A 20,843-nucleotide genomic window follows, 5' to 3' on the forward strand; every position below is an offset into this window, starting at 1 on the left:
AGGGCGTGTTCCACACGTGCTCGCGCCCGGCGGTGGACAGCATTCTCCGCTTCCTGCTCCGGACTGAGGTGCCTCTGGCCTCGTCGTCTTCGGTGCGGGATGAGCAGGCCGGTTCCCTGGTAGCCGCCGTCGGCGATGGTCGGGGTGCCGCGGCAGGCCCGGTCGACGCCGGACTCCGTGAACGCCCGGCAGTCGTTGCGGCTGCCGGGCAGCGGCAGGCCGATCGCCACCACCAGGCGGCTGTTGGCGTCGATGACGACCTGAAGGTTGGTCGAGTAGCGGTAGTTCTTGCTGGATGCGGCGATGCTGCGGTCGCGGGTGGGCACCAGGGTGCCGTCCACGATGTAGACGGTGTCCTTGCGCGGACGGCGTGCCGGCGAGAGGGCCAGTAGAGGTGCCAGGTGATCGAGGACGCGGTCGGCGGCCGACTTCGAGATGCCGAACAACGGCGCCACCTGCCGCAACGTGAGGTTCGTGCGCCAGTATGTCGCCACCAGCAGCACCCGGTCCTCCAGCGACAGCCGCCACGGCCGGCCCCGCTGCACGTCACCGCCTCGACGCCGCACCAGTGCCACCAGCCTGGCGAACTGCACCTCGGTCAGCCCCGAGAACGGCTCGATCCACTTCGGATCATCTGCTGAGATCACCCCACCCATACCCAGCCAACGCACCAACCGCCCCACCGGTTACGGGACAACCTTTAGGCGCCCTCGGTACCCGCCTCGGTGCCGGTCTCCTCGACGCCGAGGCCACCGGCACCGGGCACAGGATCCCCGAGGGCGCCTGCCCCCGAGGGCGCCTGCCCCGAGGGCACCCGCTCCGAGGGCACCCGCTCCGAGGGCACCCGCTCCGAGGGCACCCGCTCCGAGGGCACCTCGGTGCCGAGAAATGCAGCATTGAGGACAGCATCTGTCCTCGATGGCCCGTAGCGTCTTTCCTGTCGGGGGAACGGCCCCTGACGCAGGGCCAGACGAGAGGCGGCACACCATGGTCACGCACGTTCCGGCAGAGGCGAGGGGCGACGAGCGGGGTGCGCTGCTCGCGTTCATCGAGGAGCAGCGCGGCGGGATCCGCCGGGCGCTGCTCGGGCTGACCGAGGAGCAGGCCCGTACCCGCCCCACCGCCGGGGAACTGTCCCTGGGCGGCCTGCTCAAGCACGTCGTCGAGGTGGAGCAGGGCTGGACCGCCCGCGCGCGGCAGGAGCCGCCGGCGGTCCGCCGCGACGAGTCCGACTGGCACGAGACCTTCCAGCTGGTCGGTGACGAGACGGTCGCCTCGCAGCTGGCGTACTGGGAGCAGGTGGCCGCCGAGACGGAGAAGCTCCTGCGCTCCGCGCCCAGCCTGGACGACACCTTCCCCCTGCCGCCCGACCCCTGGTTCCCGCCGGAGGGCCGTGTCTCGCTGCGCTGGCTGGGGCTGCACCTGATCCGCGAGCTGGCCCGGCACGCCGGCCACGCCGACATCATCCGCGAGTCGATCGACGGCAGGACGGCGTTCGAGCTGGTGGCGCTGGAGCGGGGCGAATCCTGGGGGTGACCGGGGGGTCCTACCCTGGACCCCATGTCAGCGATCCGTCTCCTCGTGCTCGGTGCGGTCCGCCAGCACGGGCGGGCCCACGGCTACCAGGTCCGCAGCGATCTGGAGTACTGGGGCGCGCACGAGTGGTCCAACGCCAAGCCGGGCTCGATCTACCACGCCCTGAAGCAGATGGCCGGGCAAGGGCTGCTGCGCGCGCACGAGACCGCGCCGTCCACGGCGGGCGGGCCGCCGCGCACCGAGTACGAGATCACGGACCGCGGCGCGGAGGAGTTCCTGCGGCTGCTGCGCGAGGCCCTGGTCTCCTACGACCAGAAGACCGACGTGCAGTCGGCGGCCCTCGGCTTCCTGGTCGAGCTGCCCCGGGCGGAGGTCCTGGAACTGCTCCGGGAGCGGATGCGCCGGATCGGGCGATGGCGGACCTCCGTCACCGAGCACTACGTCCCCGACGGCGGCCTGGAGCAGCTCGGCCACATCGGCGAGCTCATGCGCCTGTGGCTCCGCACGGCCGACTCCGACGAAAGCTGGACCCAGGGGCTCATCGCCCGCCTGGAGGGCGGCGCCTACACCTTCGCGGGCGAGGGCGAGCCTTTCGTCGGCGTCCTCGCAGAGGGCCAGGAGAACCCGTACGCGACGGGGGAGCGGCACCCGGGGGACGACCGCTGACGGCGTCCGGCCGGGGCGCGGCACCTGGGGGACGACCGCTGACGGCGTCCGGCCGGGGCGCGGGGCGCTGGGGGTGGCCGTCAGTGGTGGAAACCGGTGGCCGCCTCCTTGTCCCGGATCAGCGGCTGCTGCTGCCGGCGCAGCTCGGGCAGCAGGCGGGTCAGGTCGGCCACGAACAGGTCGGCGAGATCGTGCGAGAAGCCGTTGCGGCACACGATCCGCAGCACGGACAGGTCCTCCCGGTTGGCCGGGAAGGTGTAGGCGGGCACCAGCCAGCCGTTCTCGCGCATCCGCCGGGAGACGTCGAAGACGTCGTACGACGTGACGCCGTCGGCCGTGGTCAGCGCGAACACGGGCAACTCGTCCCCGCGGGTGAGCAGCCGGAAGTCGCCGAGCGCCTCGATCTTCCCGGCGAGCGTGGTCGCCACGTCCCGCGTGCACTGCTGCACCGCCCGGAAGCCCTCCCGGCCCAGCCGCAGGAACGTGTAGTACTGCGCCACCACCTGCGCGCCGGGGCGGGAGAAGTTCAGGGCGAAGGTCGGCATGTCACCGCCCAGGTAGTTGACCCGGAAGACCAGCTCCTCCGGAAGGGCCTCCTTGTCCCGCCACAGGGCCCAGCCCACGCCCGGGTAGACCAGACCGTACTTGTGCCCCGAGGTGTTGATCGAGGCCACCCGCGGAAGGCGGAAGTCCCACACCAGGTCCTCGTCGAGGAAGGGCGCCACCATCCCGCCCGAGGCCCCGTCCACGTGCACCGGCACGTCCAGGCCGGTGACCTCCTGCAGGCCGTCCAGGGCCGCGCACAGCTCGGCGATCGGCTCGTAGGAGCCGTCGAAGGTGGAACCGAGGATGCCGATCACCCCGATGGTGTTCTCGTCGCACAGCGCGACGGCACCCTGCGGGTCCAGGTGGAAGCGGTCGCCGTCCATCGGGACCAGCCGGGCCTCCACCTCCCAGAAGTTGCAGAACTTCTCCCAGCACACCTGGACGTTGATCCCCATGACCAGATTGGGGCGGGCCCCCGGGTACCGGTCGGCGTTGCGCCTCGCCCAGCGCCGCTTCAACGCCATCCCGGCGAGCATGCACGCCTCGCTCGAACCGGTCGTCGAACAGCCCACCGCCGCCGACGGGTCCGGCGCGTTCCACAGGTCGGCGAGCATCGCCACACAGCGCCGCTCCAGCTCCGCGGTGCGCGGGTACTCATCCTTGTCGATCATGTTCTTGTCCCGGCACTCCGCCATCAGCACCCCGGCCTGCGGCTCCATCCAGGTGGTGACGAAGGTGGCCAGGTTCAGCCGGGCGTTGCCGTCCAGCATCAGCTCGTCGTGCACCAGCTGGTACGCCGTGGACGGGGGCAGCGGCGCGTCGGGCAGCCGGTGCGTGGGCGGGGCCTCGGTCATGCCGCCGACCGGGTTGGCCTCCCCGAAGAACGGGTTGACCGCCACCGTCCGCGCCTCGTGCCTCTCGGGACCTTTGTGCAGCGCCATGGTTGCCTCCAGGGGGGAACGGGTGTCAGCGGACCGGGGTGCCGTCCGCGCGCAACTGCATCTGCGGGCGGCCCGTCACCAGCAGCCAGGCCGGCAGCGAGGCGATGCACAGCAGCGCGATGATGCTGGGCGAGGCGACGAGGACGGCGGCGGTGAACAGGCTCACCCAGGCCTGCCGGGTGATCGCCAGGAGCATGCCGAGGACACCCGTGGCGACGCCCAGCGAGGGGTGTACGGCCGGCACGAGCGCGTGGGCGCACAGGCCCAGGGCGGTACCGACGAAGACCGCGGGGAAGATCCGGCCGCCCCGGAAGCCGCAGGACGCGGCGACGAGCAGTGCGGCCAGTTTCACCACCGTCATCGTGGCGAACTGCCCCGCCGACCAGCCCTGCGGGTCGCGGGCCAGCTCACCGACCTCCGACAGGCCCTTGAACAGCGTCAGATGGCCGCCCAGGGCCGCCAGGGCCCCCAGGACCACCCCGCCCGCCGGAAGCATCAGCATCGGGTGCCGCAGCCGCCGGAAGCCCGCGTGGACGTACGGGAAGGCGTAGACGGCGCACATGCCGAGCACCGCTGCCGCCGAGGCGATCACGAGCGCCGCCACCGCGTCCCGCCAGTGCGGGTGGCCCATGGGCGGCAGCCCGAGGTCGAAGGTCGGACGGGCCACCAGGGTGGTGGTGACGGCTCCGCAGGCGCCGGCGGTCAGCGGCGCGAAGACGTTGTCCCACAGCCGTCCGCGCATCGGCTGCCCGGCCAGCGCCTCGGAGATGACCAGCGCCGCCGCCACCGGCGTGCCGAACAGCGCGCCGATCGTCCCGGCCTCGGCCAGCACCGGCCACAGGCTGCCCGGCGTCCTGGGCAGCAAGCGCCCGCCGAGCCAGGCCGCCAGGCCCACGTTCGCGGCGATGATCGGGTTCTCCGGGCCGAGGCTCGGGCCGCCGGCCAGCATCAGTCCGGTGGCCAGCACCAGCCCCGGCAGCACGGCCGGCGGCATCACCGGGGCGCTCAGTGCGAGAGTGGCCGGGTCGGGTCCGGCACGGCCGGGGATCTTCCACACCACCAGCCCGACGGCGACGCCGGTCGCCACGAGCATCACGAACATCCACAGCACCGAGTAGCGGCCCACGCCGAGCGCGTCCGGCAGGGGCCCCCACAGCACGCGCTGGAGCTGCTCCGCCACCGTGCTCACACCGACGAAGACCAGGCTGGCGGCCACGCCCACGGCGACGGCGGGCAGGATGAACGGCAGCAGCGCCCGTGCGGGGGCCGTCGGGGCGCTCGGGGGCGCCTGCTGCGTCGTCTCCTGGGCCACGGGCTCACCATAAGCGGACAAAAGTCACACAACATCCCGAAATCCGGCCCGCTTGCACCTCACGTGACGTGAGGCACCACCGTGGACGCGTTACCGACCGAGGGAGCGGAAAAGTGAACTACTCCGTGGGACAGGTCGCGGGGTTCGCCGGGATCACGGTGCGCACCCTGCACCACTACGACGAGATCGGCCTGCTCGTGCCCAGCGAGCGCACGTACGCCGGACACCGGCGCTACAACGACGCCGACCTCGACCGGCTCCAGCAGATCCTGTTCTACCGGGAGCTCGGCTTTCCGCTCGACGAGGTCGCGGCCCTGCTCGACGACCAGGCCACCGGAAGAGCAGACCCGCGCGCGCACCTGCGCCGCCAGCACGACCTGCTGACCGCCCGGATCGAGAAGCTGCAGAAGATGGCCGCGGCCGTGGAGCACGCCATGGAGGCACGCACGATGGGGATCAACCTGACGCCGGAGGAGAAGTTCGAGGTCTTTGGCGACTTCGACCCGGACCGGTACGCGCAGGAGACGCGGGACCGCTGGGGCGACACCGAGGCGTACCGGCAGTCGCAGCGCCGCACCGCCGCGTACACCAAGGAGGACTGGAAGCGGATCAACGGGGAGATGGACGCGATCCACCACCGGATGGCCGCGCTGCTGGCCGACGGCGAGCCCGCCGGCTCGGTGGCGGCCATGGACGTCGCCGAGGAGCACCGCCGGTTCATCACGCGCGCGTACTACGACTGCGGGCACGGCATGCACGTCTGCCTCGGTGAGATGTACGTCGCCGACGAGCGCTTCACGGCCACCTACGAGGCCATCCGTCCCGGTCTGGCCGTGTACATGCGGGATGCGATCGTGGCGAACGCGGCCCGTCACCCGGTGGAACCCGGGGCCGCCACTCCACGTTGATAGCTTTGTGCGGCCCTCCATGGGCGCCGTAGCCGCCTCACCCCTCAGGAGCCCGGACCCGTGACGACACTCGCCCTCGGCCCGAGCTGGCTGGATCCCAACCACCTGCTGGACACCTACGGCATCTGGGGTCTGCTGCTCATCGTCTTCGCCGAGTCCGGCCTGCTCATCGGCTTCTTCCTGCCGGGTGACTCGCTGCTGTTCACCTGCGGCCTGCTGATCACGTCCCACCAGCTGGACTTCCCGCTGTGGGGCGCGATCGGCTTGATCTGCCTCGCCGCGATCCTCGGCGACCAGGCGGGCTACATGTTCGGCAAGAAGGTCGGGCCGTCCCTGTTCAACCGGCCCGACTCCCGCCTGTTCAAGCAGGAGAACGTCACCAAGGCGCACGAGTTCTTCGAGAAGTACGGCCCGAAGTCCCTGGTCCTGGCCCGTTTCGTGCCGATCGTGCGGACGTTCACACCGATCATCGCGGGCGTCAGCGGCATGAAGTACCGCTCGTTCCTGACCTTCAACGTCATCGGTGGCGTGCTGTGGGGTGCCGGGGTCACCCTGCTCGGCTCCTGGCTCGGCAACATCGACTTCGTCAAGTCCAACATCGAGGCGATCCTCATCCTGATCGTCCTCGTCTCCGTGATCCCGATCGCGATCGAGTTCCTGCGGGCCCGCGGCAAGGAGAAGAAGGCCGCCCAGGCCGCCGGATCCGCACCGCGGTCCCCGCAGCAGTCCCCGGCCGCGCAGCAGCCCCAGGCGCCCCGGTACCGGCAGCCGCAGCCCATGGACACGTCGACGACCCAGCTGCGTCGCATCGAACCGGACGAGCAGTACGCCGACCCGTACGAGCAGCCCTACGGACAGCCCCGGCAGCCCGGGCAGGGTGAGCAGCACCGGGACCAGGGCTACGACCGGCAGCAGTACCCGCAGGGGCAGTACGTCCAGGGGCACCCGCAGGGGCAGTACCCGCAGGAGCACCCGCAGGGGCAGCACCCGCAGCAGTACGAGCAGCAGCAGTACGACCCGCAGGGCCACGCGGGGCAGCGGCCCGGCCAGGACCAGTACGGCCAGGACCAGTACGGCCAGGACCAGTACGGGCAGGACCAGTACGGGCACGACCAGTACGGGGGGCACGACCAGTACGGGCACGGCCGGCACGGGCAGGAGCAGTACGGCCAGGAGCAGTACGGCCAGGATCAGTACGGCCGGCAGTACGGGCAGGACCGGTACGACGAGGGCCAGTACCCGTCCGACCAGCGCCGCCGGTGACCCGGTGCGCGGGAGCCGTGCCGCCTAGAAACCCCTGGTCCGCTTCGCGGCCCGGCGCTTGCCCACGGAGCCGACCCGCAGGAACAGCCGGAACGTCTCCGACCCCAGGTTGACCCCGATCGCGATGGCCATGGCCAGGGAGGCCGCGTTCGCGAGCGACACCAGCCCCTTGTCCACCTCGTTCTGCGCCATGCTCAGCAGCCCGAAGTACGTCGCCGAACCGGGCAGCAGCGGCCCGATCGCCGCCGTCGTGTAGGGCAGGGCCGACGCGAACCGGTACCGCGACAGCAGCTGCCCGAAAAGCCCCACCAGACCCGCCGCGGCGGCCGTGGACGCCACCGGCGAGATGTCGGCGACGTAGTGCATCGCGCCGTACACCGTCCATGCCACGCCCCCGTTGAGGGTCACCCACAGCACGGTCGAACGTTCCTGCTGGAGCAGCACCGCGAACGTCAGCGACAGCAGCATCGACGCGGCGATCTGCACCACCGGCCGCTGGTTGATGATCAGCACCGCGTCCGGGTTCAGCTTGCCGCCGACCTTGACGCCGAAGTACAGGACGACCAGTACGCCCGCGACGATGCCGACGAAGAAGTACATGACCTCCAGCAGGCGGGCGGAGGCGGTGATGTAGAAGCCCGTCAGCCCGTCCTGCACCCCCGCCACCAGCGCCCGTCCGGGCAGCAGCGCGAACAGTCCACCGGTGACGACGGCGGACGCCTTCACGTCGACGTGTGCCAGCGCGAACGTCACCCCGATCGCGGCGGGCGGCATCGCGGCCACCGTGAACTGGTAGAACTCCGGCAGCCCGCGCCCCGCGCACAGCCACGCCAGCCGGTCGCCCAGCATCGCGCCGACGGCCGCCGCGAAGAACACGATCAGATCACCGCCGACCAGCACGGAGGCCGCACCGGCCAGCAGCCCGCTGGCCATCGTCAGCGCCCAGCCGGGGTACGGGTGCCGGTTGCGGCGGATCTCCGCCAGGCGCCGGTACGCCTCTTCGAGGGAGACGTGGGTCTCGGGGTCGGTGAGGTCGTCCACGAGCCGGAACACGGCCGCGAGACGCGTGTAGTCGGTGCCCCGCCGCCGTACCGTCCGGGACGCCGTCACGGGGTCCTCCACCAGGGACGGCTGGTGCGAGATCGACAGCAGCGTGAAGGTGACGTTCGGTTCGCACCGGTCCAGGCCGTAGGACCTGCACACCGCGAACATCGCGGCCTCCACGTCCTCCGCGCCCTCACCGCCGGCCAGCAGCAGCTCGCCGATACGCAGGGTCAGGTCGAGCACGCGCGGGACGGCCGGGCCGCCCTCGTCCTCCCGCTGCACCGCCTCCGGAGCCGGCCGCTCGGTCACCGGCATGCGCAGCATGGTGCGCATCCGGTCCTGCCAGGGCGCGTCCTTCACCAGGCTGACCAGCGGCACCCCGGTGGCCGGTGTGAACGCGCCGGGCGCGGTGTGCGCGCTGTAGGTGCTCGGCATGCTGAACGCCGAGCCCTCCGTGTCACCGCTCGGGGCCTGCGGAGCCTCCAGCCCCTCCGGCACGGCGAACTCGGACGTCGTCTCCGGCTCGCCGGGGCTCCTCAGGGCGTCGAGACCCGCCGGGATGGCGAACTCCGACGTGATCTCCGGGTCGTACCGCGCCTCGTCCGACCGGGGCTTGCGGTCCTCCGCCTCCGTCACCTCGCACCGCTCCCTGAATGACGCCTTCCGTAAGCCTCAGTATGCGCACACGTACCCCGACGAGCCGTACTCGTGCCTGTGCGGACGCACACATGCGAACGGGCCGTACGCACGCGCGTACGGCCCGTTCGCGGGGAGAGGGCTTCTCTCAGTGGCCGCCCTGCTCCTTGAAGCGCTTGTAGGACCGCTCGATCTCCACCTCGGCGTCCGTACGGCCCACCCAGTTGGCGCCCTCGACCGACTTGCCGGGCTCCAGGTCCTTGTACACCTCGAAGAAGTGCTGGATCTCCAAGCGGTCGAACTCCGACACGTGGTGGATGTCGCGCAGGTGCTCCACGCGCGGGTCCGTGGACGGCACGCACAGCAGCTTGTCGTCGCCGCCCGCCTCGTCCGTCATCCGGAACATGCCGATCGCACGGCAGCGGATGAGGCAACCCGGGAAGGTGGGCTCGTCCAGGATGACCAGCGCGTCCAGCGGGTCACCGTCCTCGCCGAGGGTGTTCTCGACGAAGCCGTAGTCGGTCGGGTAGGCGGTCGAGGTGAAGAGGCGACGGTCCAGGCGGATCCGACCGGTCTCGTGGTCCACCTCGTACTTGTTCCGCGAACCCTTCGGGATCTCGATCGTGACGTCGAACTCCACCGGTGGCTCCTCCATGATCAGCACATAGTTCTGGTGGTTAAGTGTCCCTCACGCAGGTGTGTGATCGCGAAAGGGGCTGGTGGTCGTGCCAGAGCTGAGGCCTTGGCAGGCGGCGAAACCGCAGGTGGTGCGGGTCGTGAACGCCGTCCGACCGCGTCTGGCGGGCGCCGTGACGGCCGCCCGGCCGCGGATCGCGCGGCTGGCGAAGGCCGTGCGAGTCGGCCCTGTGCACCTCCCCCGTCTCCCCCGTCCGCGCACCGTCAGGACCTGGCAGTACACCGCGGGCGCCACCACCGCCGGCCTGGCACTGGCCGTCGGCGTGGTGACCGTCGCCGGCCCCTGGGACGCCAACGGTCAGCGTACGGCCGAGCGGGACCGGGTGGCCGCCCTGGAGCGGTCAGGTGGCGCAGATCACGGCGGCTCGGGCGCGGCCGCCGGGGCACCCCTGCCCGCGCCGAGCGCCGGGCCCGTCCTCGCGGGCCTGGGCGGCGCCACGACCGTCGTGGACACCAAGAAGGGCGCCCCGGCCGGAAAGGCCGTCTCGGACCTCCTGGGACCCCTCCTGGGCACCCCCGAGCTGGGCGGCGGCCCCGGCGCGGCCGTCGTCGACGTCACGACCGGCGAACGGCTGTACGGCTCCGGTGCGGACAAGGCCCTCGCCCCGGCCTCGACCACCAAGATCGCCACCGCCGTCGCCGCACTGTCCGCCCTCGGCCCCGACCACCGCCTCACCACCCGCACCGCCCTCGAACCCGACACCCGCGAGCTCGTCCTGGTCGGCGGCGGCGACCCCACCCTCACCGCGCACACCCGGCCCGGCGGCTGGGCCGGCCTGCGGGAGCTGGCGGCGGACACCGCGAAGGCCCTGGGCGAACGCGGCATCCGCCGGATCACCCTCTCCTACGACACCACCCTCTACACCGGCCCGGCCCTGCACTCCATCGGCGTCAACGAGAACCTCGCCCCGGTCAGCGCCCTGGCCGCCGACGAGGGCCGCACCGGCACCTCCAGCAGCGGACCGGCGGTCCGCGTCGCCGACCCGGCGGCCCACACGGCGGCCCTGTTCGCGGGCTTCCTGAAGGACGCCGGCATCTCGACCACGCCCCCCGGCCCCTCCAAGGCCAGTACGCGCGCGGAGACCCTCGCCACCGTCACCTCGCCCCCGCTGGCCGCCCTGGTCGAACGGATGCTGACCAACAGCGACAACGACATCGCGGAGGCCCTGGCCCGCCACACGGCCCTGGCGAGCGGCGAGAGCGCGAGCTTCGCCGGCGGCGCCCGGGCGATCGCGACCCAGCTGCGCAAGCTCGGCCTGCCGCTCGCGGGCGCCGTCTTCCACGACGGCAGCGGCCTCGACCGCGAGGACCGGCTCACCGCCGGCCTCCTCACCGGCCTCCTGGCCAAGGCGGCCGACCCCGGGCGGCCCGGCCTGCGGCCCGTCCTCACCGGCCTCCCCGTGGCCGGCTTCACCGGCACCCTCAGGAGCCGCTACACCGACGGCGCGGCCGGCTTCGTACGGGCCAAGACGGGCACCCTGACCGGCGTGAACACCCTCGCCGGCACGGTCGTGGACAGCGACGGGCACCTCCTGGCCTTCGCCTTCCTGGCCTCGGGCACGACGGACGCCGCGCAGGCCCAGTCCGCACTGGACCGGACCGCGACGGCCCTGGCGGGGTGCGGCTGCCGCTGACGCCGCCCCCGCCGCCCCGCCGACCGCGCACGGCCTGCCCCAACCCGCACCGCTCACGTACGGTTGACGACATGACGAGCTTCGGTGGCACCGCATCTCCCGGGATGGTCGACTGGAACCTCGCGGTGGCGACCGCGACACGGCTCGTACGACCCGGCCCCGACGTGAGCCGCGACGAGGCCAGGGCCGTCGTCGCGGAGCTGCGACGGCACGCGAAGGCCTCGGAGGAACACGTCCGGGGCTTCACTCGTATGGGCACCGAGGAGACCCACGACACCCCCGTCCTCGTCGTCGACCGGCCCGGCTGGGTCCGCGCCAACGTCGCCGGCTTCCGCGAGATCCTCCGGCCCCTGCTGGAGAAGATGCAGGAGCGCCGCGGCAGCAATCCGGGCAGCGCGGTCCTCGGTGCCGTCGGCGGCAAGGTCACCGGCGTCGAACTCGGCATGCTCCTGTCGTTCCTGTCCTCCCGCGTCCTCGGCCAGTACGAGACCTTCGCCCCCGCCACCCGCGACCTCCCGGCCGGCGAGAACGGCGCCGGCCGGCTGCTGCTCGTCGCACCCAACATCGTCCACGTGGAGCGCGAACTCGACGTCGAGCCCCACGACTTCCGCCTGTGGGTGTGCCTGCACGAGGAGACCCACCGCACCCAGTTCACCGCCGTGCCCTGGCTCCGGGACCACCTGGAGGGCGAAATCCAGTCGTTCTTGGCGGAGACCGACGTCGACCCGATGACCATCCTCGAACGCATCCGGGAAGCCGCGCAGTCCCTGGCAGGCGGCCGCCCCGAGGGTGAGGAGGAGGACGGCGGGCGCTCCTTCGTGGAACTGGTGCAGACCCCCGCCCAGCGCGAGATCCTCGGCCGCCTCACCGCCGTGATGTCCCTCCTGGAGGGCCACGCCGACTACGTCATGGACGGCGTCGGCCCCAGCGTCGTGCCGAGCGTCGCGGAGATCCGCGAGAAGTTCCAGCAGCGCCGCGCGAAGGGCGCCTCCCGGCTCGACCTCGCCCTGCGCAAGCTGCTGGGTCTGGATGCCAAACTGAGGCAGTACCGGGACGGCGAACGGTTCGTGCGGGCCGTCGTCGACCAGGTCGGCGTCGACGGCTTCAACCGCGTGTGGACCTCGCCCAACACCCTGCCCACCAAGGCGGAGATCGCCAAACCGGCGGACTGGGTCACACGGGTGCACCGCAAGCCCGAGTCGTGAACGACACGCGGACGTCGTGAAACGAATCCGGCCGACGACAGGCGAACGCCCCTCCAATCACCCGTCCGAGGGAGCGTGAGCCGTGCGCAGGCGTGCAATGCTCGGGGAACGGCCCGCTTCTGTCACCATCTACACACTCTGAGTGACCGCACCGGGCTCACCCCCCGAAAACTTCATGAAGGGAACCGGACATGGGTCCCCATCCTGCGGTCGCGGCGATACGCCTGGCGGTCCGCCGCGTCCTCCACGACATCCTGAACGACCACCAGACCTCCCGCGCGTTCGCGGGCAGGCACCTGGTGCCGACGGCCGAGCGGCCCCCCTCCCCGCTCGTCCTCGTCGCATGCTCCGGCGGCGCCGACTCCATGGCCCTCGCCTCCGCCCTCGCCTTCGAGGCCCCCAAGCTCGGCGTCCGCGCCGGCGGGGTCACCATCGACCACGGCCTCCAGCCCGGCTCCGACCTCCGCGCCGACGAGGTCGTCCTGCGGCTGGGTGAGCTCGGCCTCGACCCCGTCGAGTCCGTCGCCGTGACCGTCGGCCGCGAGGGAGGGCCCGAGGCCGCCGCCCGCGACGCCCGCTACGCCGCCCTCGACGCCGCCGCCGAGCGCCACGGCGCCACCGCGATCCTGCTCGGCCACACCCGCGACGACCAGGCCGAGACCGTCCTGCTGGGCCTCGCCCGCGGCTCCGGCATCCGCTCCCTGTCCGGAATGGCCGCGGTCTCGGGGGCCGGCGGCCGTTACCGGCGGCCCTTCCTGCAGCTGGACCGGCAGACCGCCCGCAAGGCCTGCATGGTCCAGTCCCTCCAGGTCTGGGACGATCCGCACAACGCGGATCCCGCCTATACCCGCTCCCGGCTCCGCCACGAGGGCCTGCCCGCCCTGGAGAAAGCCCTCGGCAAGGGTGTCGTCGAGGCGCTCGCCCGCACCGCCCAGCTCTCCCGTGACGACGCCGACGCCCTGGACGCCTGGGCCAGCCAGGCCGAAGCCGGCGTACGGGACGCCACCGGCCTGCTGGAGTGCGCCAAGCTGTACGCCCTCCCGCCCGCCGTACGCCGCCGGATCCTGCGCCGCGCGGCCATCGAGGCCGGTGCTCCCGCCGGTGCGCTGTTCGCCCGCCACATCGAGGAAGTCGACCGCCTGATCACCGGCTGGCGCGGCCAGGGAGCCATCAATCTCCCGGGCAAAGTCGTCGCACGGCGGCAGGGTGGCAGACTGGTGATTCGGCAAGGCTGATTTCCGGCCCCCTCCGGGGTGACCCTCCGACGGGCCGGGCAGCGGAGGCCGTACAAACGGCCGTAAGTGCGGGACGACCGAAAGTGATGCGGGTGGACGCGAACGACATGGGTGCCGACCTCCAGCAGGTGCTCATCACCAAGGAAGAGATCGACGCGAAGCTGGCCGAGCTGGCCGCGAAGATCGACGCGGAGTACGCGGGCAAGGACCTGCTGATCGTCGGCGTCCTCAAGGGCGCGGTGATGGTCATGGCGGACCTGGCCCGGGCACTGTCCACCCCCGTCACCATGGACTGGATGGCCGTGTCCTCCTACGGCGCGGGCACCCAGTCCTCCGGTGTGGTCCGGATCCTCAAGGACCTGGACACCGACATCAAGGGCAAGCACGTCCTGATCGTCGAGGACATCATCGACTCCGGCCTGACCCTGTCGTGGCTGCTGAACAACCTCGGCTCCCGCGAGCCCGCCTCCCTGAAGGTGTGCACGCTGCTGCGCAAGCCGGACGCGGCCAAGGTCGCCATCGACGTCGAGTGGGTCGGCTTCGACATCCCGAACGAGTTCGTCGTCGGCTACGGCCTCGACTACGCCGAGAAGTACCGCAACCTGCCGTTCGTCGGTACGCTCGCGCCTCACGTCTACGGCGGCTGAGCCAGTCGGCCCAAGGCCGGCGGGACGACCGGGAACCCCAGCGGGTCCCGCGCCGTTGAAGCATGCAGAGGCGGGTTTCCCAGCCGTCGAAACGGCTCCGTGCGGCTTCGCGCCACAATGCTGGGGTACCGTCAGAAGAACTGTCTTATCAAACTCACTATGGCAGGAGGGACGGGGCGACACCGCTCCGTATGGATGGACGTGAAGCGATACTTCCGTGGGCCGGTCATGTGGATCGTGCTGGCCGTCCTTGCCGTGGTCGTGTTGATGCAGGTCGTCGGCTCGTCCGGCGGCTACAAGACGGTGGACACCGGCCAAGTCGTAGCGGCGATCAACGACAACAAGGTCGAGTCGGCCAAGCTCACCACCGGTGACGAACAGAGCATCAAGGTCACGCTCAAGGACGGCGTCAAGGTTGAGGGCAGCTCGAAGATCCAGGCGAGCTACATCGGCGACCAGGGCTCCCAGCTGGCCGGCAACCTGCAGAACAAGTTCCAGGACAAGCAGATCCCGGACGGCTACACGGTCTCGCCGTCCAAGCAGAACCCGTTCGTCGGCGTCCTGCTCTCCCTGCTGCCCTTCGTCCTGATCGTCGTCGTCTTCCTGTTCCTGATGAATCAGATGCAGGGTGGCGGCTCCCGGGTCATGAACTTCGGCAAGTCCAAGGCCAAGCTCATCACCAAGGACACCCCGAAGACGACCTTCACCGACGTCGCGGGCTGCGACGAGGCCGTCGAGGAACTCCAGGAGATCAAGGAGTTCCTCCAGGAGCCGGCCAAGTTCCAGGCCGTCGGCGCCAAGATCCCCAAGGGTGTGCTGCTGTACGGCCGCCCGGGCACCGGCAAGACCCTGCTGGCGCGCGCCGTCGCGGGCGAGGCGGGTGTCCCGTTCTACTCGATCTCCGGTTCCGACTTCGTCGAGATGTTCGTCGGTGTCGGTGCCTCCCGTGTGCGTGACCTGTTCGAGCAGGCCAAGGCGAACGCCCCGGCGATCGTCTTCGTCGACGAGATCGACGCGGTCGGCCGCCACCGCGGCGCCGGCCTCGGCGGTGGTCACGACGAGCGCGAGCAGACCCTGAACCAGCTGCTCGTCGAGATGGACGGCTTCGACGTCAAGGGCGGCGTCATCCTGATCGCCGCCACGAACCGCCCGGACATCCTCGACCCGGCGCTGCTGCGTCCCGGCCGGTTCGACCGCCAGATCGCGGTCGACCCCCCGGACCTGCAGGGCCGTCTGGAGATCCTCAAGGTCCACCAGAAGGGCAAGCCGGTCGCCCCGGACGTCGACCTCGCCGCCGTCGCCCGCCGTACTCCCGGCATGACCGGCGCCGACCTGGCCAACGTCCTGAACGAGGCCGCGCTGCTCACCGCCCGCGGTGACCAGAAGCTGGTCGACAACAAGGCGCTGGACGAGGCGATCGACCGTGTGGTCGCGGGCCCGCAGAAGCGGACCCGGATCATGTCGGACAAGGAGAAGAAGATCACCGCGTACCACGAGGGCGGACACGCCCTGGTCGCGGCGGCCTCGCCGAACTCCGACCCGGTCCACAAGATCACCATCCTGTCCCGGGGCCGTGCCCTCGGCTACACGATGGTCCTGCCGGACGAGGACAAGTACTCGACCACCCGCAACGAGATGCTCGACCAGCTCGCCTACATGCTGGGCGGCCGGGCGGCCGAGGAACTGGTCTTCCACGACCCGACCACCGGTGCCGCGAACGACATCGAGAAGGCCACCAACCTGGCCCGCGCGATGGTCACGCAGTACGGCATGACCGAGCGCCTCGGCGCGATCAAGTTCGGCGGCGACAACAGCGAGCCCTTCCTCGGCCGTGAGATGGCTCACCAGCGCGACTACTCGGAAGAGGTCGCCGCGCTGGTCGACGAAGAGGTCAAGAAGCTCATCGAGACCGCGCACAACGAGGCCTGGGAGATCCTGGTCGAGAACCGCGACGTGCTCGACCAGCTCGTCCTTCACCTGCTGGAGAAGGAGACCCTGGGCAAGGAGGAGATCGCCGAGATCTTCGCCCCCATCGTCAAGCGCCCGCCGCGGCCCGCCTGGACCGGCTCCTCCCGTCGCACCCCGTCCACCCGCCCGCCGGTGCTCTCCCCCAAGGAGCTGGCACTGACCAACGGTGCGAACGGCTCGGCGGCGGCGATCAGCACCACCAAGTCCACCGCCACGGAGTCCGCCCCGGTCACGGAGCAGACCCCGGAGGACCGCTCCGAGAGCTGACCCCTTCCGGTCACCGGACCGGAATGAACGCCGCGCCCCTCAGGTTCTAGCCTGGGGGGCGCGGCATTCGCATGTCCGCAGACAGAACGCGAGCCAGATCCGCGTGCACGGCAGAGGAACGAGGAACCAGATGACCGACCCGGTGACGCTGGACGGCGAGGGCCCCATCGGCGAGTTCGACGAGAAGCGGGCCGAGAACGCCGTACGGGAACTGCTGCTGGCGATTGGGGAGGACCCGGACCGCGAGGGCCTGCGGGACACGCCGGCGCGGGTGGCGCGGGCGTACCGGGAGATCTTCGCCGGTCTGCGGCAGCAGCCCGAGGACGTGCTGACGACGACGTTCGACCTGGGACACGACGAGATGGTCCTCGTGAAGGACATCGAGGTGTACTCGACCTGTGAGCACCACCTGGTGCCGTTCAGGGGCGTCGCCCACGTCGGCTACATCCCGTCCGTGACCGGCAAGATCACGGGCCTGTCGAAGCTGGCCCGGCTGGTGGACGTCTACGCACGCCGGCCGCAGGTGCAGGAGCGCCTCACCACACAGATCGCGGACTCCCTGATGAAGATCCTGGAGCCGCGGGGCGTCATCGTGGTCGTCGAGTGCGAGCACATGTGCATGTCCATGCGAGGCATCCGCAAGCCCGGCGCGAAGACCATAACGTCCGCCGTGCGCGGTCAGCTCCGCGACGCCGCGACGCGCAACGAGGCGATGAGCCTCATCATGGCGCGCTGAGCGGCGCGAGCGACCCCCCGGTGCGCTCCGGTGAGCGGGGAGGCGGTCAGGCCGCCGGCTCCGCTCCCGGGGGGTTCTGGTCGTCGTCCTCGGGGAGTTTGCAGACCCGTTCGAGGAACACGGCCGCCGCTATCACGCCGAGGCCGGCCAGCACCGACAGACCGGCGTAGATCGCCTGGTCCCGGCGGGCGGGGAAGTCCAGCAGCTCCAGCAGGAAGACGCCCGCACCGCCGTACATGCCGGCGACGAGTTCGACCAGGGCGTCGATCCGGGACGACAGCGCGCGCTCGCTGTACGGGTTGTGCCGCAGGGCCGCGTCCGCGAGGGCCAGGGCGCCGCCGAAGTCGTGCCGGGCGGCGGCGAGGGCGGCGCGGCCGGCCAGGGCCTGGTCGTTGTCCGGTGCGAGCGACAGCGAACGGCGCAGCGCACGGTCGGCCTGCGGGTAGCGGGCCGGGTCGCCCTTGGTGCGGGCCTGCTCCACGTAGGCGAGACCGAGGGTGGCCCAGCCGCCGGAGTCCTTCGGCTGGGACCGCAGATGGGCCTGGAGCGCGGTGATGCTCGCGTCCAGGTCCGCGCCGCCCGGCACGCCGGGGTCGGCCGCGCCCACGGCCACCGGCTGCGACGCCGGGACCCGCTCGGCACCGAGCGCGAGGGCACCACCGGTCATGGCGACGGCCAGCAGGGCGGCACAGGCGAGCACCGGGGTCCCGCGCCGGCGACGCCCGAGGGCACCGTCGCCCCCGTGCACGGCGCGCACGCCGTCCTCGGTGGTGCGCCCGCCTTCCGCCCCGGCTCGCGCACCCTCCTTCCCGGCCCGCCCGCCCCCGTCGGCGGCCGCGTGGGTCCGGTCGTCGTCGGGTGAAGGCGGTGCCGGGGGAGCGTCCCCGGCCGTGCGCGCCGTCTGTCCGTGCTGCTCGTCGTCCTGCCCGCGCGGGCTCATGCCTGCTCCTCCGTCGGTCGTGCGAAGGCGCGGCCCGTCGTGGGGGGACGGGAAGCGGACCGCGCCGCTCTCGGTGATGTGCGGCTCAGTACGCGCGCTGCATGCGCCGGCGCCACCACGCGAAGGCGGTGCCGATGAGCAGGATCCCGGCCGCGCCCGAGGCCGCGGAGGCGGCGATCAGCACGGTGTCGCCGGAGCCGCCGGAGGACGGGCCGGCCGGTCGCAGGGCGTCCCCGAGCTGGCTGCGTACGTCCGTGCCCGCCGTCGTGCCCTTGGCGAGCGGGCCGCGCGAACCGGCCGTGGGCTCGGCGACGTACGGGAAGTGCTGCTCGAACTTCTTGTCGTTCTTGTCGACCGCGTCACCCAAGTCGTTCTTGGAACCGACCAGTTCGCCCTCGACCACCTGGAGCGCCTCGTCGATCACGTCGTCGGTGAGCCGACGGCCGTTCGGGAAGCCCGCGTTGTCGCCGTCCAGTACACCCAGCCGCTTGGGGTGCATGCTCGGCTTGACCGAGGTGTTCAGCCGCAGCTGCTCCGAAGCCTTCACGTTCGGCGGCTGGTTGAGCCCCTTGACACCCTTCAGGAAGACGTCGACCAGGTCGTTGCGCGGCTCCGCCGGCGCCTTGATCTTGTAGATGGACTCGATGAGCTTCGGCAGCTCGGGGTGGGTGACGTTCTTCAGGAACTGCGCGTCGTACGCGGGCTCCGAGGCGTTGAACCGGTCCTTGTCCTTCTGCGGGTTGACGACCTCGTTGACCAGCGGGTTGCCCAGGCGCGACACCTGGCTGTAGTAGCCCTGCGCGTTGCGGCGCTGAGTGGTCGACCAGATGCCGACGACCGGCTGGTGGGCGGACTCGCGGATGAGGTCGTTGGGCACCTGCACGGCGATGGTGTTGACGTTGTAACCCTTGAGGGTGTCCCGGCCGACCTCGCTGAGGTTCCCGCCGTACAGCAGGTCGAAGACCCGCAGGTCCAGGAAGAACGGGTCGTCCGCCTGTCCGGCGAAGGTCGTCGTGCCGCCCGGCGACTTGTAGACGGCCTGCGAACGGAGCTTGCCGTAGTCCGGCATGGACGCCTTGCCCACGTCGGACGGCGCGGCCGGCACGTCGTCGGCGAGCTTCGTCCTCGACATCTCGTGCCCGTTCTTCAGCCGGATGAGGTCGAGGTCGTAGGTCTGGGTGATGTTGAGGTCGGGATCGGCCAGGTTGGTGACCGCGCCCGTGTTGTAGAGGAAGGTGTTCCCGTTCTTGGTGTGGGTCTTGAACGTGTAGCGCAGCACCAGGTCGCCCTGTGCGTCACCGTTGTTGTCGATGTGCAGGTCGTACTGGGCGTCGTCGGCGAACGTGTAGAAGTTCGGTCCGCCGGCCGGGTCCTCGAAGGGGATCCAGTTCGCCACGATCGTCGTCGTGTCGGGCTTGTCCGGACTGACGAACGCGTACAGGTCGGTGTTGTCGTACTGCGGGGTGCCCGAGATCAGCGGGGCCTCGCGGTGGGAGGAGGCGAAGGCCGCCCCGGGTGCCAGCGTGGCGACCGTGGCGGCCGTGAGCCCGCCGGTGGCCAGCGCGCCGCAGATGAGCGTGACCAGACCCGCGCGTGCCGTGCCGCTCCTGGAGAAAACAGGTGTCATGCCGTCCGTCCTCAGTGCTGACTTGCCTTTGACGGACGGATATACGGAGCGGCCCCGCCGATCGGTTTGGTCCGGACGGGAGTTTCTTTTTTCCGGCCCGGGACCCGCGTTTTCGGCCCGCTGATCCGTATCACTCCGGGGAGGTGTGTGCGGTGCGGATGCGCGGTACGCGGGGAGGAGCCGGCTGCGGCCACCGGGAGGGGGCCGGCAGCCAGGCGGACGACCTGCTGGTGCTCGTGGCGGACGGCGACCAGAGGGCGTTCGAGGAGCTGTACGCGGTGGTGTCCGGGCCGTTGTACGGGCTGGTACGACGGGTGGTGCGCGATCCCGCCCAGTCCGAGGAGGTCGCCCAGGAGGTGCTGCTCGAACTGTGGCGCTCCGCCGCCCGGTTCGACCCCCGCCGGGGCAGCGCCCTGTCCTGGATCCTGACCCTCGCCCACCGCCGCGCCGTCGACCGGGTGCGCAGCGCCCGGGCGGCCGGGGAGCGCGAGCAGCGCGAGGCCCTGCGCGCCGGGGAACCCGCGTTCGACCAGGTCGCCGAGGAGGTCGAGGCCGGTCTGGAACGGGAGTGGGTGCGCCGCTGCCTGACCCGGCTCACCACCCTGCAACGCCAGTCGGTGACCCTGGCCTACTACGACGGTTACACCTACCGGGAGGTGGCCGAACGGCTCTCGCTGCCGCTCGGCACGGTCAAGACGCGGATGCGCGACGGACTCACCCGGCTGCGCCAGTGCCTGGGAGGCGCCGCATGAGCATCCTCGGCGGACTCTCGCGCGGCGAGGACCGGCACTCCCTCGCCGCCCCCTACGCGCTCGACGCCCTCGACCCGGACGAGCGGCGCCGCTTCGAGAAGCACCTGGCACGCTGCGACCACTGCGCCGCCGAGGTGCGTGACCTCGCCGAGGACGCGGTCCGGCTCGCCTGGTCCGCCGCGGCCCCCGCGCCCGCCGCCCTGCGCGACCGGGTGCTGGCCGCCGTACGCGCCACCCCGCAGGAGCCGGCACCGGCCGGGAACCGTGCCGCCCCGAGGGAACCG

The 20,843-nt window shown here is 71.4% G+C and carries 19 protein-coding genes; 12 read left to right on the top strand and 7 right to left on the bottom strand.

The window, feature by feature from the left end:
- Window positions 1-656 (bottom strand): transposase (locus tag GT045_RS08820; RefSeq protein ID WP_161333833.1); only part of this gene is annotated, 656 nt, incomplete at its 3' end.
- A 331-nt stretch (window positions 657-987) separates the two neighbouring features.
- Between GT045_RS08820 and GT045_RS08825 the strand changes: the two genes are divergently transcribed.
- Entirely contained in the window at window positions 988-1,536 is a 549-nt protein-coding gene (locus GT045_RS08825; RefSeq protein ID WP_161293782.1) for a DinB family protein, read from the top strand.
- A 24-nt stretch (window positions 1,537-1,560) separates the two neighbouring features.
- Window positions 1,561-2,202, top strand: a complete 642-nt coding sequence (locus GT045_RS08830) for a PadR family transcriptional regulator (RefSeq protein WP_161293784.1) — start codon at window positions 1,561-1,563, stop codon at window positions 2,200-2,202.
- 80 nt (window positions 2,203-2,282) lie between these two features.
- Here the strand turns inward: GT045_RS08830 and GT045_RS08835 are convergent, their stop codons facing one another.
- Both GT045_RS08835 and GT045_RS08840 read right to left on the bottom strand, forming a co-directional pair.
- Window positions 2,283-3,689 (bottom strand): glutamate decarboxylase, encoded by a 1,407-nt coding sequence (locus GT045_RS08835; RefSeq protein ID WP_161293786.1) that lies wholly within the window; start codon window positions 3,687-3,689, stop codon window positions 2,283-2,285.
- 25 nt (window positions 3,690-3,714) lie between these two features.
- A complete protein-coding gene (locus GT045_RS08840; protein WP_161333834.1) occupies window positions 3,715-5,001 on the bottom strand; it encodes an ion channel protein in 1,287 nt (428 codons plus the stop codon).
- Window positions 5,002-5,114: 113 nt separating this feature from the next.
- On the opposite strand from GT045_RS08840, the gene GT045_RS08845 reads away from it, so the two are divergent.
- Window positions 5,115-5,909, top strand: coding sequence for a MerR family transcriptional regulator (locus GT045_RS08845; RefSeq protein ID WP_161293790.1), 795 nt, complete (start codon window positions 5,115-5,117; stop codon window positions 5,907-5,909).
- 60 nt (window positions 5,910-5,969) lie between these two features.
- Complete coding sequence (locus tag GT045_RS08850; protein WP_161333835.1) at window positions 5,970-7,172, top strand: VTT domain-containing protein; 1,203 nt, start codon at window positions 5,970-5,972, stop codon at window positions 7,170-7,172.
- 24 nt (window positions 7,173-7,196) lie between these two features.
- Here the strand turns inward: GT045_RS08850 and GT045_RS08855 are convergent, their stop codons facing one another.
- Together GT045_RS08855 and GT045_RS08860 are read right to left on the bottom strand one after the other, a co-directional pair.
- A complete protein-coding gene (locus GT045_RS08855) occupies window positions 7,197-8,852 on the bottom strand; it encodes a threonine/serine exporter family protein (protein WP_161292615.1) in 1,656 nt (551 codons plus the stop codon).
- A gap of 148 nt (window positions 8,853-9,000) precedes the next feature.
- Window positions 9,001-9,492: an inorganic diphosphatase gene (locus GT045_RS08860; RefSeq protein ID WP_161292619.1), complete on the bottom strand. Its 492-nt coding sequence runs from the start codon at window positions 9,490-9,492 to the stop codon at window positions 9,001-9,003.
- A 79-nt stretch (window positions 9,493-9,571) separates the two neighbouring features.
- On the opposite strand from GT045_RS08860, the gene dacB reads away from it, so the two are divergent.
- The 6 genes from dacB (at window position 9,572) to folE (ending at window position 17,240) form a co-directional block, all read left to right on the top strand.
- The gene (dacB, locus tag GT045_RS08865) at window positions 9,572-11,182 is read left to right on the top strand and encodes a D-alanyl-D-alanine carboxypeptidase/D-alanyl-D-alanine-endopeptidase (RefSeq protein WP_345942587.1); all 1,611 of its coding nucleotides are present in this window, start codon (window positions 9,572-9,574) and stop codon (window positions 11,180-11,182) included.
- A gap of 71 nt (window positions 11,183-11,253) precedes the next feature.
- Window positions 11,254-12,387, top strand: a complete 1,134-nt coding sequence (locus GT045_RS08870) for a zinc-dependent metalloprotease (protein WP_161292613.1) — start codon at window positions 11,254-11,256, stop codon at window positions 12,385-12,387.
- Between the two features lie 191 nt (window positions 12,388-12,578).
- Entirely contained in the window at window positions 12,579-13,622 is a 1,044-nt protein-coding gene (gene tilS, locus GT045_RS08875; RefSeq protein WP_161292611.1) for a tRNA lysidine(34) synthetase TilS, read from the top strand.
- Between the two features lie 86 nt (window positions 13,623-13,708).
- On the top strand, window positions 13,709-14,269 hold the full coding sequence (gene hpt / locus GT045_RS08880; RefSeq protein ID WP_161292608.1) for a hypoxanthine phosphoribosyltransferase: 561 nt from the start codon (window positions 13,709-13,711) through the stop codon (window positions 14,267-14,269).
- A gap of 195 nt (window positions 14,270-14,464) precedes the next feature.
- Entirely contained in the window at window positions 14,465-16,504 is a 2,040-nt protein-coding gene (ftsH, locus tag GT045_RS08885; protein WP_161292606.1) for an ATP-dependent zinc metalloprotease FtsH, read from the top strand.
- Between the two features lie 130 nt (window positions 16,505-16,634).
- Window positions 16,635-17,240, top strand: coding sequence for a GTP cyclohydrolase I FolE (gene folE / locus GT045_RS08890; protein ID WP_161292604.1), 606 nt, complete (start codon window positions 16,635-16,637; stop codon window positions 17,238-17,240).
- 46 nt (window positions 17,241-17,286) lie between these two features.
- Here the strand turns inward: folE and GT045_RS39565 are convergent, their stop codons facing one another.
- Window positions 17,287-17,907 (bottom strand): DUF3180 family protein, encoded by a 621-nt coding sequence (locus tag GT045_RS39565; protein ID WP_237538474.1) that lies wholly within the window; start codon window positions 17,905-17,907, stop codon window positions 17,287-17,289.
- Window positions 17,908-18,265: 358 nt separating this feature from the next.
- Window positions 18,266-19,807: a DUF4331 domain-containing protein gene (locus tag GT045_RS08905; protein WP_161333836.1), complete on the bottom strand. Its 1,542-nt coding sequence runs from the start codon at window positions 19,805-19,807 to the stop codon at window positions 18,266-18,268.
- Window positions 19,808-19,965: 158 nt separating this feature from the next.
- On the opposite strand from GT045_RS08905, the gene GT045_RS08910 reads away from it, so the two are divergent.
- Window positions 19,966-20,559 (top strand): sigma-70 family RNA polymerase sigma factor, encoded by a 594-nt coding sequence (locus GT045_RS08910; protein WP_161333837.1) that lies wholly within the window; start codon window positions 19,966-19,968, stop codon window positions 20,557-20,559.
- On the top strand, window positions 20,556-20,843 hold a 288-nt coding region (locus GT045_RS08915; protein ID WP_202527573.1), incomplete at its 3' end, for a zf-HC2 domain-containing protein. The genes GT045_RS08910 and GT045_RS08915, both read left to right, overlap by 4 nt.

The sequence above is a fragment of the Streptomyces sp. SID486 genome (assembly GCF_009865385.1).
Taxonomy (GTDB): Bacteria; Actinomycetota; Actinomycetes; order Streptomycetales; family Streptomycetaceae; genus Streptomyces.